The sequence below is a fragment of the Nitrospirota bacterium genome (genome assembly GCA_020851375.1).
GTDB lineage: Bacteria > Nitrospirota > 9FT-COMBO-42-15 > HDB-SIOI813 > HDB-SIOI813 > RBG-16-43-11.
On the sequence record JADZCV010000029.1, the window covers coordinates 1 to 12,604 of the forward strand.

Here is a 12,604-nt window from a genome sequence, read left to right on the forward strand (position 1 = left end):
CGGTATCGTCTTTATATGAGGTGAAGATGATTGGCGCCTCAGCCGTGCCAAAGGCATTGAGACCGGCAGGGTAGTTCATTCCATTTGCGATCTGAAGGTACGTACCAGTCTGAAACTTCACAACCACTCCAGGCTCGATGGTCAGGGTGATGGGGGTGCTGGTATTTCCGTAGAACTGGACTGCGGATGTGACTACGTACGGGCTGCCGGAAAGGGTCCATGTGGTGTCGGTGGAGATACGCCCACCGACAGACGTTGAGGCAAATGCCCCTATGGGCAGGAATAAGATTACGATCAGCAGCGGTATAAAGATAAAAGAGTTAAAATATAAACGCCCCCTCAGGGAAGAAAGGACAACAGACTGATCTGATCGCATGCAATCTCCTAAGATTGCGAACTGATAATAAGACATAATAGTATCTTATTATTTTATTTATAAGGATATAATGTCGTTCTTTATAATGGATAGAACGATCATTGTCAAGTAAATATTTATTTAATATATTCTATTTAATATTAGTGGCCATATGTGGGGAGTATACTATTAAGATATTCAATTCCGTGGAAAGCAAATTTGAAAAACTAAAATTCATGGAGGAGAGGTTACGTTTCAGAAAGGAAAGTGATCGGTGCCCAGCCTATTTTGTTCAATAATAATCTGCAAATACTAAATGTGAATAGCCTTTCCTTCCACCAGATGTGCCGCTTCTTTTATAACCTCTGACAGTGTTGGATGAGGGAATATGACATGCTCGATGTCTGATGCCATTGCCTCGAGTGACATGGCGATGGAAAGACCGCCTATAAGCTCCGACACCTCTGGTCCGATCATGTGAACGCCGAGTATTTCGGCAGTTTTTTTGTCTGCAACTATCTTGACAAAGCCTCCCTCATCATCACCTGCTATTATGGCCTTGCTGTTTGCAGTGAAAGGGAACTTTGCCGTGGCTGTTTCGTATCCCTTTTCCTCTGCCTCCTTAATGGTCAGGCCAATGCTTGCCACCTGCGGGGAGGAATAATTTACACGCGGGACCAAGTGGAGATTGATGGGTGGCACTTCCTCTCCTGCAATACAAAGCGCGGCCCTTATGCCTTCCTGCGATGCCTTATGTGCCAGCAGCGGCGGGCCTGCAATGTCTCCAATTGCATAAACTCCCTGCACTGATGTCTCATACCTTTCATTAATCCTGACAAATCCGTTATGAAGCTCTATGCCGGTGTCTTCAATGCCTGTATTGGTTGTTACAGGCCGTCTGCCAAGGGCAACCAGCATACGGTCAGCGGTCAGGACTCCTTTGGTTCCGTCTTTATTGTTAATTCCTGCCTGTACCTTCCCGTCAATGACCGTGACATTATCAACAGTAGTTTCAGTAAGAATCTTGATCCCCCTCTTGACCAGTGTCCTTTTAAGTATTGTACTGATATCCCGTTCTTCAAACGGCAGGATGGAATCTTTCATCTCTATGACAGTTACATCAGTGCCGAGGGTATTGAAGAAACCGGCGAATTCAATGCCAATGTCTCCCCCTCCGGCGATAATCAAAGAAGACGGCAACTCCTCCATCCGGAGGATTTCATCACTGGTAACTATATATTTATTGTCAAAGGGTATCCAGGAGGGTCTCATCGCAGAGGAACCTGTTGCAAGGATTACATTATTGCACTGTATCTCTCCTGCCTCACGGCCTTCCTTTAGAAGGCTAACCTTTCCAGGCCCTTCAAGCCGCCCCTCTGCCTCTATCACCTCTACTCCATACTTTTTTAAAAGCATCCTGACGCCATTGTGAAGCCTGGCGACAACAGCATCCTTTCGCCGGACGATCTGCAGGAAGTCAAACCCTACGCTGCCGGTCGTGATTCCAAACTCCTGAGACCGCTTACAAAGTTGATAAAGATGAGCTGATTGAAGGAGAGACTTTGTAGGGATGCATCCCCTGTGCAGGCAGGTGCCGCCTGTCTTATCCTTTTCAATAAGGCACGTCTTCATGCCGAGCTGTGCGGCCTTTATGGCAGCCACGTAGCCGCCGGGGCCGCCGCCAATTATGGATACATCAAAGGTCTTCACTTAAAAATCTCCGTACTTGAATCTTTACAAATATTAAATGCTTTTGTAACATGATTGTAACGAATGCAGTATATTATTTCAATCAGCAAATGAAAATAACTATCCTTATAGTTGATGATGAGAATGATATTCTAACCCTCCTGAAATATAACCTCGAGAACTCTGGATTCAGGGTCATTTCTGCTCAGGATGGTCCTGAGGCTTTAAATATCGCAAAAAAAGAAAGGCCTGACCTGATTATTCTGGATATCATGCTCCCAAGCATGGAAGGCACAGAGGTCTGCAAGATTTTAAAGGGGGATGAAACTACAAAACATATACCGGTAATAATGCTCACTGCCAAGGGTGAGGAGGTGGATAGAATTGTAGGCTTCGAACTCGGGGCGGACGATTATATTATTAAACCCTTCAGCCCAAGGGAACTGGTGCTGCGGGTAAAGGCAGTATTAAAAAGGGGGCATGAGGAAGAGACCAGGACTATTAAAGCAGGGCCTGTTACGATAGATATTAGTAAATCATCGGCAATTCTTGATGGAAAGCTATTAAACCTGACGGCTACGGAATTTAAACTGCTCGTGGAACTGACCAAATCTCCTGGAAGGGTCCTGACGAGAGGGGTCTTGCTTGACAGGGTCTGGGGCAGTGACTGTTATGTTATTGACCGGACTGTTGACACACATATCACAAGGCTTCGCGAAAAGCTTGGCGACCACGGGGACTGCATTGAGACGGTCCGCGGATTCGGTTACAAATTCAGGGAGGAGTACTAATCAGTGAAGCTACTGGAAGCAGTTGTAAGAGAGATGGAAATAGGGGTCCTTGTAATTGATTCAGGAGAAAATATCCTCTTCATGAACCCCTTTTTTAGAGATTCCTTCCTGATTAGAGAGGCACTGTCTGTAAAAAAGGCAGCGGACATTATAAAAGACCACACTCTTCTGGAGGCAATAGAAAGGACACTGCAGGCAAAAGACAATAACCCGGAAAAGGTTACAATTGAGGGAAAGAACGGGGAGACACTGGAAGTCAGGCTTGTCCATTTTGAAGAAGAATCCATCAGGGGGTTGATAGGATTCTTTCAGGATATTACTGAAGAGAAAAGGGTTGAGGCCATCAAGAGGGATTTCGTGGCCAATGTAAGTCATGAGCTGCGTACCCCCCTTGCAAGCATAAAAGGTTATGCCGAGACCCTGCTTGATGGTGCAATGGATGACAGGGAGACGTTGAAAAATTTCCTGTCTATTATTGACAAGCACGCAAACAGGATGACGGCGCTCATAGACGACCTTCTGATACTGTCTAAACTGGAGTCTCAGCAGATGCCTCTAAAAATAGAAGAGGTGGATATAAAAAGCCTGATACTGGGGGCCGTCCATGGCTTTGGGAAAAATGCAAAGGACAAGGGATTGAAATTAGTTGGAGATGTTAAAAAGGACCTGCCCAGGATTATGACTGACAAGGTCAGGATTGAGCAGGTCATTGTAAATCTTATTGATAACGCACTTAAATATACGAATCAGGGAGAAGTAAGGATTAAGGCGTGCACAGAGGGAGATAATCTAAGGGTTGATGTGGAAGACACCGGAACAGGCATCCCGGAAAAGGATATACCGAGGATTTTCGAGAGATTTTATCGCGTGGATAAAGGCAGAAGCAGGGACCTTGGCGGCACAGGCCTCGGCCTTGCCATAGTAAAACACATCATCCAGGCGCATAATGGTAAAATATGGGTGCAAAGCCTGCCAGGCAAAGGGGCCACATTTTCATTTACAATACCCATCCAGGGAGTTTAAAAACGAATGGCCGGGAGAGTCAGCCAGTAGGTCACATCAGAAGGATTTCTAATGTCAAAATTTACAGAAGTGTCAAATGACAATCCATTGTGCATGTGTTTAGTTATCCCAAGACCAATGTTGTAGCTTCCTGTATCAGGTAAAATTGTTACACCCCGGTCGCCGATTGTAAGTCTGGTCATCAAATTGTCTGATACAGGGGTACTTATTTCCAGCCTGTTATCCCTCGACAGGGTAAGCTTACCGATGAAAACATCATTTACCTGTAAATAAATTGGGTTTTCGACGATTGATTTATACCAGTTATTCCATTCAAGATAAAATTCACTGTTATAGCGGCCTCTGGCTGCAGACTTGTTTGAACCTGATTCAGCGTATACAAGGGATGTTGATATCATTATAAATGAAAAGACTATAAAAACTCTTAACAGGCTGAATATCCTGTGCATGTAGATGTTTCTATTGCAAGATTCGTGCGAGTTAATGCAGCAGGTCCCCGGACCTTCAATTTTCTCCGAACATGACTTCAACCATACCCCTGAGGTCTCCTGTCCTGAAGTCATACGCCCTGTCTTCTGGATATTTGTCAACGATAAATTGGGGTCTCTTGTCCTTTGCCCCATGACAGGCGAGGCAGGCATCTTCGACAAATATGGGCTTCATATACATCTGAAATTTTTTACCGCCGGTTTCAACTTCATCCCATTGACCTTTGATTTCCCTGTTGTGGTCAAAGGTGTCGAGGATAACAATCTCCTCCGGTGTCGCCGCATTTACAGGGTTTCTGTTTTTAGCAGAGGCATGTCTTATCTTGTATCCATCCTTCTCCATGATTTCCTTCACCCTTTTGGCAACCGCACCGCAGACATTCTTAAATGTCTCTTCAGTAATCTCCATATCTGGTTTGATGAAGTTTTGAGCAAGTGTGCTCCGCATCTGTATGATTTCATCAGCAGCAGAGATTGCACCGGGCTTCTTGCTTCCAGTCTCTTCCTGGGCATGAACAGGAAGAGAAAAAAATGAAATCATAAACACTATTGAAATAATTATCACTTGCATAAGAATTCCTCCTCAGTTATTCTATTATCATGTCCATTATAGAGCAAATCTTTGTAACGATAAAGTCATTTAAAATATATGGAGGTGAGTAATGCAAACAAGGAATTTAGTTAAAGTCCTGATGGTCTTGATCATCCTTTCAGTAACTATTCCGTCGGTTGCCTCATCAGAATCAGCAGGCCCGGAGTTTTACAAGTCCTTCTTTCAACCAATATCTGATAAGGTTGATAACCCTGAGAATCAGCTAAATCCTGACAAGCTGAAGCTCGGTGCGATGCTTTTCATTGATGCAAGACTTTCCAGGAGCGGACTTTTCAGCTGCTATACCTGTCACAACCTGACTACAGGAGGAGTTGATAACCTCCCTACTTCTATCGGGCATGGTTGGAAGTCAGGCAGCAGAAATGCACCTACTGTCTATAATGCCGCACTCCATTTTACACAGTTCTGGGATGGACGTGCAAAGGATGTGGAGGAGCAGGCCCAGGGACCTGTTCTAAACCCTGTAGAGATGGCAGCCTCAAAGGAACTGGTGCTTGATCGGATAAATACCATACCGGAATATGTGGTCCTTTTTAAGAAGGCGTTCCCTGGTGAGAAAAATCCGGTAACTTATGAAAATGTTGCGAAGGCTATAGGTGCATTTGAGCGCACCCTTATCACCCCCTCACGATTTGACAGGTTCCTTGAGGGAGACAACAATGCACTCTCCGCAGACGAGCGGAAAGGGCTTGACCTGGTTGTAACTAAAGGCTGTATTGCATGCCACCGCGGACCGGCTATGGGCGGTGCCAGTTTCCAGAGGTTTGATTACGGTGATGACATGGGCAGATATGAAATAACAAAGAACGAAGCGGACAGGAAGATATTTAAGGTTGCCTCCTGGAGAAACGTTGCCCTTACATATCCCTATTTCCATGACGGAAAAGTATGGAGCCTGGATGAGGCAGTCAGGATAATGGCAGAGAAGCAGTTAAACATAAAATTGACAGATGAAGAAGTAAAATATATCGGTGCGTTTTTAAACTCACTGACAGGAGAGATGATGAAGGTAGATCTGCCGGTGCTGCCGCCTTCTACAGACAAGACGCCAAGACCTGACCGGAATTGAACCGGTTTTTCCTGTTTTCAATGAGAAGTTGAGAGGAGGTTATAGATATGCTTAGAAGAAGTGTCAAGTCCTGGGTGCTGATTACATTGCTTGTCATCGGTTGGGGGTTCATTCATGTCGCGAATGCTGCAGATAATGAGAAAAAAGGACCGGAAATTCCATTGTGCGAAAAGAAGATTGGCACACTGGCGGTGACTGAACCGGAAAATAAATGGTGGGTTGGGCTTAATCTTGAATCACCGGAAGCCCTGATCAAGGTGTTTGTATCGAAATCCAAATGTTTTACACTGGTTGACCGGGGCAAGGGACTGGCGGCTGCAGAGAAGGAACGTGCCCTGGCAGGCGGCGGTGAATTACGCGGAGGGTCCAATGTTGGAAAAGGCCAGATGAAGGCTGCAGATTATGTGCTGGTCCCTGATATTGTTAATCAAAATGCCCGTGCCGGTGGTAAAAATATCGGTGGTGCACTCGGCGGCTGGCTGGGTGGAGTTGCCGGTGCAGTTGTTGGAGGCGTGAGCCTCAAGAGTAAGACTGCCGATGTTGTGTTGACCCTGACGGATGTCCGCTCGACCGAGCAGGTTTCCTTACAGGAAGGTCATGCAAAAAAGACTGATATAGGATGGGGCGGCGGAGGCGGGGCCTTTTTCGGTGGATTTGCGGCTGCCGGTGCCAGCAGTTATGCCAATACAGAGATCGGCCAGGTGGTTACCATGGCGTACCTGGATGCTTTTGCTAAGCTAGTGGAAGACGTGAAACAGATCCAGCCGGATGCAAAGGCAGACAACGTCACACAGTCCGTGACCATGGCTAAACCAGGCAGGATGTATGAAAAGCCAAACGTCAAGTCAACGGTTGTGCGTGATCTGGACGCCGGTATGATGCTCTATCCTACGGGTGACAAGGAGGGCATCTGGTGGAAGGCATCAGACGAACTGGGAAATGAAGGCTGGGTGCCATCCACACTGTTTCAGTTGGCTAAATAAGGCAGTGTCAGTTAAATAACATTCCTCACTGTCTAAATCTCTTCAGTGCTTCTTCTGCGTCGCCTCTCAACTCATCCCGGTTATTCCGGGCAATTCCCTGAATGTGAATTACGGCCCTTTCATCGCCGATCCGGACGAGGGATGCCAATGCCCCCTGACGCATCCCTTTTTCTTCAGAGCTACTCCTGATAATGCCTATCAATGCATCAACGACTTTTCTCTCTTTGTAAGAACCAAGCGCTATGAGCGCCTCGCTTCGGACGGAATTATCTTTATCGCTTCGCAAACATCGAAGAAGCAGGTCTGCGGATTGGGCATCATGCAGCCGCCCCACCCCCTGAACCGCCTTCCGCCTGATCTCCGGCTCATCATTTTCGAGGAACTTTGCGGCGTTTCTGTCCCAGAAAACGATATTAGAATCCACTACCCTGCGCAATGCTGACAGGCGTATCTCCATCGCCTCCGCCGGATCCGCTGTAATCTGAAGCATTAACGAAGCAGTTTCTTTATCTATAATAAAGGCCGGGGATTTCAAAGCAGATAATCTGACCTCTTCATCTTCATTGTTATTGTTCAAAACTGAGACCATGGCCTCAACCGCCTTCTTATCTCTCAATTCTCCAAGGGCAGTGACCACCGTCATTCTGACCTCTTTTGATTCATCTGAAAGGGCATGGATAAGAGGAGGAATGACAACGGAATCCTTTATCAGAGATAGTGTCTTTATCGTCCCGATCTTGACCCTGACGTCCGAATCCTCTGACAATGCTATCAATGGCTGAATGAGTAGTTTCCTGTTCAGCAAAACAGTCTCATCTTCTTTCAGCGCGGACTGAAACGTTTCCAATGCCGCGAGCCTCTCTCTTTTATCCTCTCCCTGCAACTGTTCTGTCAGAGGGGCAACCGTCGCATCACTCTCAAGCCGGATGAGGGAAAGGAGCGCACCGGAACGGACAGAGGGAACTTCATTATGGTCCCTGAGCCTGTCAAGCAAGGGTTCTATCCCCCTCTTATCCTTTAACCAGCCAAGCGCCAAAGCCGCCTCGCGCCGGACACCCTGATCCGGGTCTTTCAGCATTTGGGTTACCGGAATAACAGCCCTGTAACTCTCCGAATACCCGAGCGCCTTTGCCGCACTTCCCCTGACCCCTGGCTCCGGGTCAGCAAGGGCCTTGACCAACGGCACGACGGCAAGCCTCTTCCTGTGCATAGTGGTCCTGAGGATCGTCTGCTCATCTTTTAGAAATTTGCACAACAAATCCGCGGCCGCCCCGCGGACATCTCTGTCACGGTGGCTCAGGGACATCATCACAGGCTCGATGGCCTTGTCTATCAACGCCTCATTGGAAGTCTCCCGCAACAGCCTCATGGCCTCGATTCTTTGGGATGGTCTGGAATCACTCAGGGCAAGGAGCATGGCCCTTTCCTTTGGAGATACTGCATTCGCCTCGTCATTCCCGCGAGATTGGGAATCCAGGCTCCAGCCTTTACTCTGGATTCCCGCTCCCCGCTTAAATCCTGCGGGGACATGTTTCGCGGGAATGACGTTTACACGTTCTTCTATACGTTCCTCGCCTTCAGTAATCGTAATAAGGCGGTTAGCTGCCACATCTTTAAACGTTTGCGTGAAACCGGATGGCCATTGAATCACAATCCTGTCTGCCTTTCTCTCTTCGTTCATGCCGAAGTGAAGCCGCAGGTCACTCTGAGAGAGATACCCTGAACCTGATCTGACCTCCTGCAGCATAACGAGCGAGCCGGCAGTCACAGTCACCCTGGCGCCGATTCCGTCCCTGTTGCTCTTTGTCCCCTTTAACCTGATGGTCAGGAAATTTCCGGAATTTCCACCATCATTTCTTAAGACAGAGGCGTAATTATTATTGTTGTTAATGACGATGTCTATGTCACCGTCATTGTCTATATCGCCGAATGCGGCGCCACGGCTCGATCTTATGATCTTCAGGCCGTCGCCTGCAGAGTCGGACACATCCCGGAATATTCCATTGCCATCGTTGCGAAAGAGCTGATTCCTCTGGCCGACTGTGGTCCTCGGATTGTCGAAATCAGGATTAGGATTCCCGTTGGCGACAAAGAGGTCAGGATGGCCGTCATTGTCATAATCAAACATCTCCGCCCCCCACCCAAAATATCCTATGCCGGCGTCTTCACCGAGACCTGAGGCCACCGTAACATCTTTAAACGCCAACCGGCCCTCCCGGCCTTGAGACCCCTCATTCCTGTACAGGATATTGGTCTCACTGGCCGGATATGTGGAGAATATGTCAAAGTCGCCGTCATTATCATAGTCCCCTGCGGCCACACCCATGCCGCTTAGGGGCGTATCTACCCCGGCCTCACCTCCGATGTCTGTAAAGGTCCCGTCTCCGTTATTGCGAAACAGGATGTTCCTCGCCCCGTCATTAACCACATATAGATCGGGCCTTCCATCATTATTGAAGTCGCTGAAGACGACGCCAAGTCCCTTTCCTGCGGAATCTTCTACACCCGCCTTTTTTGTGACATCCGTAAATGTCCCGTCCTTATTATTGTGGAAAAGTATGTTGGCAGAGCCGGTGTAGATCTTTGAATTCATCAGGAGGGCCGTGGGCATCTGATAGGCAGAGTTGAATTCTCCCGGATTCATGTACTTGTCAAACTTGACGTAATTAACGACATAGAGGTCGAGCCATCCGTCATTGTCATAATCCACCCATGCCGAAGAGGTGCTCCACTTCTCTTTATTGCCGCCAACGCCCGCGGTATCTGTCACATCCGTAAAAGTCCCATTCCCGTTATTTTTATAGAGGACATTCTTTCCATAGTACGTCACATAGAGATCCCTATGGCCGTCATTATCATAGTCTGCGGCCGCGCACCCCATCCCCCATCCGGTGTAGCCAACGCCTGCCTGTTTGGTTACATTGGTAAACCTGCCGTTGCCTTCATTGTGATAGAGAGCATTTGAAGGGGCCTTGTGCCACCATGGTTTCTCGCCGTAATAATAGGTATATCCGGACCCATTTACGAGATAGACATCCATGTTCCCGTCGTTATCGTAATCAAACAGGCAGACCCCGGAACCGATGACCTGGGGGAGAGAATTAATTACGTCCTCTGCCTGATGATGCAGAAAGTCAATGCCCGACCTCTCTGTATAATCTGAGAAGACGGCATGGCCTGATGGGACAGCCGGGGCCGTGTGAACGACAGGGACCATGTCTCCGCTGACGCCGGGTTTAATGGCAGGGATTTCCGCGGACAGACGTTTGCTGGCCTTGAAATAGAAAAATCCGGCAACGATGGCAACGGACAAGAACAGAATGACAATAATAGAACTGGCCGACTTTACAGATTTCACTCCAACCCTCTCTCCTGCTCCCGCTTATTCCTGACCGGTATCGTGATGCTGTCCCTTGCCATGTCCACAATGGGCAACCTGACGTCGGTCCTGTTCAACGCCCAGTTCGTATACTGCTGATTGAACTTCCTGTACCTCAATCTTGCCATGACCGTCAGGTTCCCCTTGACCCAGTACGGCACCTCGACTTCGTAGGTAGCGATATCCGTCTCACCGGGCGGTATCATCTTGACATACACGTGGCCGATCATGTCCCACAGGTTATGTTTGTCCACGATCTTCCCGTACCTGTCAACCTCGAGCGCCCTGTAGAAGTGGGCCTTTTCATCCACCTCCCCGTTCTTGTCCATGGCCCCGCTTGAAAAGACGAGGTTCCCCGCGCTGTCCGTAATCCTGACCTCGATCCATGCCTCATGGATGTCCACAGGACCGTCCGGGAAGTGATGACCGACCCCGAAATTGGTGACGCTGATCTGGAGTTCAAACTTGTCCCCCATGTATACCCACGGCGTGATCTCTGCCGCATGATACAGGTCCTGCGAGATGAACTTGGTCTCCCGCGGCCCGTCTTTAATCCGCGGTTCATAGATATCGAGAAAGACCTCACGCCGTTTCAGCCACTCCTCTGTCAGCTCAAGCTGCTCTTTATCACCTGTGAGCCACGGGACGGCTGTATTGGCCGCGACATACCGGTGAGACCTCACCATGCCGTCAGGCCCCGCAGCAGGGTCATCCGATTTCACGAGGGGCATATGGCAGTCATTGCAGGTCTTCTGATCCTTCTCGCTGAAAAAGCCCTTGGAGTTCCTGCCGGAAAAACGGCTTGCAAGCCAACTGCTGTACTGATCCTGAAGCTTTAACCACCCCCAGTGATTGGTGTCCTTGCCGATGAACTGCTTATGGCACGGGACACAGTATTCCGGTTTTTCGTAGAAATCTTTCGAATAGGTATCCCTGTGCTTCGCCGGATTGCTGCTGATCGCAAGATTGCTCACCAATTCCGGGAGATATCCGTCCTTTCCCTCATAGATATATCGGGATGGAGGCGTGAACAGATAGCTCCCGGAGCCCCTCATATGCGTGATCTGAGTGATGGAATGGCACACTATACACGAAATACCCTCTTCGCTGTAAGGAGTATCAAGAGACTTTCCAGGATTCTGGTCTCCGGCAAAGAGGGCAATCGGGTCATGACACCCGCCGCAATATCGTGTTGCTATCATACCTTCTTTCTTTACCATCAGCTTTTCAGTTGCCCTGTAGAAGACATCTGTAGATGACCACCTGTGGGCAGAGGAGTACCACTGCCTGTAGATATCCGTATGACAGCCGGCCACGCCGCATGATTTGGAATTCCCCATGATCCTCGCGTCAATAATCCCGCCTGTGGATGTCATGCTCTCGCTCGGATAAAAGGGGTTGTCATTCCACTTCAGGACATAGCCGTCCGGTGTCCCGTTTTTATATTCCATTGGTTTGTAGTGATTGGACAAGGCAAGGATGACCGCGATCATCGCTAAGCTGAACACCAGATTGCTCTTTGGCAGAAATGTATTGAAGAGCCTCCACTCCCTCCGTGTGCCTATATAGACGCTGATGTGCATCAGGATGAGTACAAGGGCAGCAATACTCGCAATAAGATGCACACCGGTTAAGACATAATTGTCCGCCCTCGTCCCTTCATATCCCCACATGACCCCTGTGACGAGCGAGGCAACGAGGGTAACAAAGGCGAGGATGCCGAGATTTCTCATCAGATGTCTTGGAGATCTTATTGACCGGACAATATGAAGCGTCTGATAGGCTATCGCCGGCAAGAGGGCGAGCAAGCCGATGATGATATGGGTCAGACCGGTGAACTGCCGGGAGACCGTGAAAGAACCATCAAGATATAGATAGATGCCGCTCAGGGTCTCAAAGACAAAGAGTACAAAGAAAAGAGGGTACATCAACTCTATTGTATGCTAATTATCTAAAGCCTACAACCTCAATCAACCAGACCTGAATAGGGGTGTTGTAAAGATACGTCCATGTCCCATCCCCGAGTTCACCGTATTCGCTGTATCCCCATCCCCAGACAGTCCCGTCACTCTTTAAGGCAAGGGAATGGCGGTCTCCTGCGGCAACAGAGACAATACCAGTAAGACCGATCACCTGTACCGGCGTGTGCCTTTCAGTCTCTGTCCCATCGCCAAGCTGGCCGAAACTGTTTTGTCCCCAGGCCCAGACAGTCCC

Annotated in this window: 11 protein-coding genes; 4 read left to right on the top strand and 7 right to left on the bottom strand. The window is 48.5% G+C overall.

All coding sequences use genetic code 11. From position 1 onward, the window contains the following. Together IT393_06700 and lpdA are read right to left on the bottom strand one after the other, a co-directional pair. Positions 1 to 376 (bottom strand): hypothetical protein (locus tag IT393_06700; GenBank protein ID MCC7202329.1); only part of this gene is annotated, 376 nt, incomplete at its 3' end. A 291-nt stretch (positions 377 to 667) separates the two neighbouring features. Continuing rightward, positions 668 to 2,065, bottom strand: a complete 1,398-nt coding sequence (gene lpdA / locus IT393_06705; protein ID MCC7202330.1) for a dihydrolipoyl dehydrogenase — start codon at positions 2,063 to 2,065, stop codon at positions 668 to 670. 89 nt (positions 2,066 to 2,154) lie between these two features. Here lpdA and IT393_06710 point away from each other — a divergent pair, with 89 nt between their 5' ends. After that, positions 2,155 to 2,835 (top strand): response regulator, encoded by a 681-nt coding sequence (locus IT393_06710; protein ID MCC7202331.1) that lies wholly within the window; start codon positions 2,155 to 2,157, stop codon positions 2,833 to 2,835. A gap of 3 nt (positions 2,836 to 2,838) precedes the next feature. After that, the gene (locus tag IT393_06715; GenBank protein MCC7202332.1) at positions 2,839 to 3,858 is read left to right on the top strand and encodes an ATP-binding protein; all 1,020 of its coding nucleotides are present in this window, start codon (positions 2,839 to 2,841) and stop codon (positions 3,856 to 3,858) included. On the opposite strand, the gene IT393_06720 is transcribed toward IT393_06715, so the two are convergent. Next, a complete protein-coding gene (locus tag IT393_06720) occupies positions 3,855 to 4,307 on the bottom strand; it encodes a hypothetical protein (GenBank protein MCC7202333.1) in 453 nt (150 codons plus the stop codon). The two genes, IT393_06715 and IT393_06720, sit on opposite strands and share 4 nt — an antisense overlap. A gap of 55 nt (positions 4,308 to 4,362) precedes the next feature. Next, the gene (locus IT393_06725; GenBank protein ID MCC7202334.1) at positions 4,363 to 4,917 is read right to left on the bottom strand and encodes a DUF3365 domain-containing protein; all 555 of its coding nucleotides are present in this window, start codon (positions 4,915 to 4,917) and stop codon (positions 4,363 to 4,365) included. A gap of 121 nt (positions 4,918 to 5,038) precedes the next feature. Here IT393_06725 and IT393_06730 point away from each other — a divergent pair, with 121 nt between their 5' ends. Together IT393_06730 and IT393_06735 are read left to right on the top strand one after the other, a co-directional pair. Beyond that, entirely contained in the window at positions 5,039 to 6,028 is a 990-nt protein-coding gene (locus IT393_06730) for a cytochrome-c peroxidase (protein MCC7202335.1), read from the top strand. A gap of 47 nt (positions 6,029 to 6,075) precedes the next feature. Continuing rightward, positions 6,076 to 7,011, top strand: a complete 936-nt coding sequence (locus IT393_06735; protein MCC7202336.1) for a peptidoglycan-binding protein — start codon at positions 6,076 to 6,078, stop codon at positions 7,009 to 7,011. 25 nt (positions 7,012 to 7,036) lie between these two features. Here the strand turns inward: IT393_06735 and IT393_06740 are convergent, their stop codons facing one another. From IT393_06740 to IT393_06750, 3 genes are all read right to left on the bottom strand, one after another. Beyond that, complete coding sequence (locus tag IT393_06740; protein ID MCC7202337.1) at positions 7,037 to 10,369, bottom strand: VCBS repeat-containing protein; 3,333 nt, start codon at positions 10,367 to 10,369, stop codon at positions 7,037 to 7,039. Continuing rightward, entirely contained in the window at positions 10,366 to 12,318 is a 1,953-nt protein-coding gene (locus tag IT393_06745) for a hypothetical protein (protein ID MCC7202338.1), read from the bottom strand. Before IT393_06745 ends, IT393_06740 begins: the two co-directional genes overlap by 4 nt. Before the next feature lie 19 nt (positions 12,319 to 12,337). Further along, a partial coding sequence (locus IT393_06750; protein MCC7202339.1) for a hypothetical protein occupies positions 12,338 to 12,604 on the bottom strand: 267 nt, incomplete at its 5' end.

What these genes read in the sequence shown, in the direction of transcription:
- IT393_06710 (MCC7202331.1), top strand. Translation starts at nt 2,155, where the DNA reads ATGAAAATAACTATCCTTATAGTTGATGATGAGAATGATATTCTAACC.
- IT393_06720 (MCC7202333.1), bottom strand. Translation starts at nt 4,307, where the DNA reads ATGCACAGGATATTCAGCCTGTTAAGAGTTTTTATAGTCTTTTCATTT.
- IT393_06725 (MCC7202334.1), bottom strand. Translation starts at nt 4,917, where the DNA reads ATGCAAGTGATAATTATTTCAATAGTGTTTATGATTTCATTTTTTTCT.
- IT393_06730 (MCC7202335.1), top strand. Translation starts at nt 5,039, where the DNA reads ATGGTCTTGATCATCCTTTCAGTAACTATTCCGTCGGTTGCCTCATCA.
- IT393_06735 (MCC7202336.1), top strand. Translation starts at nt 6,076, where the DNA reads ATGCTTAGAAGAAGTGTCAAGTCCTGGGTGCTGATTACATTGCTTGTC.
- IT393_06745 (MCC7202338.1), bottom strand. Translation starts at nt 12,318, where the DNA reads ATGTACCCTCTTTTCTTTGTACTCTTTGTCTTTGAGACCCTGAGCGGC.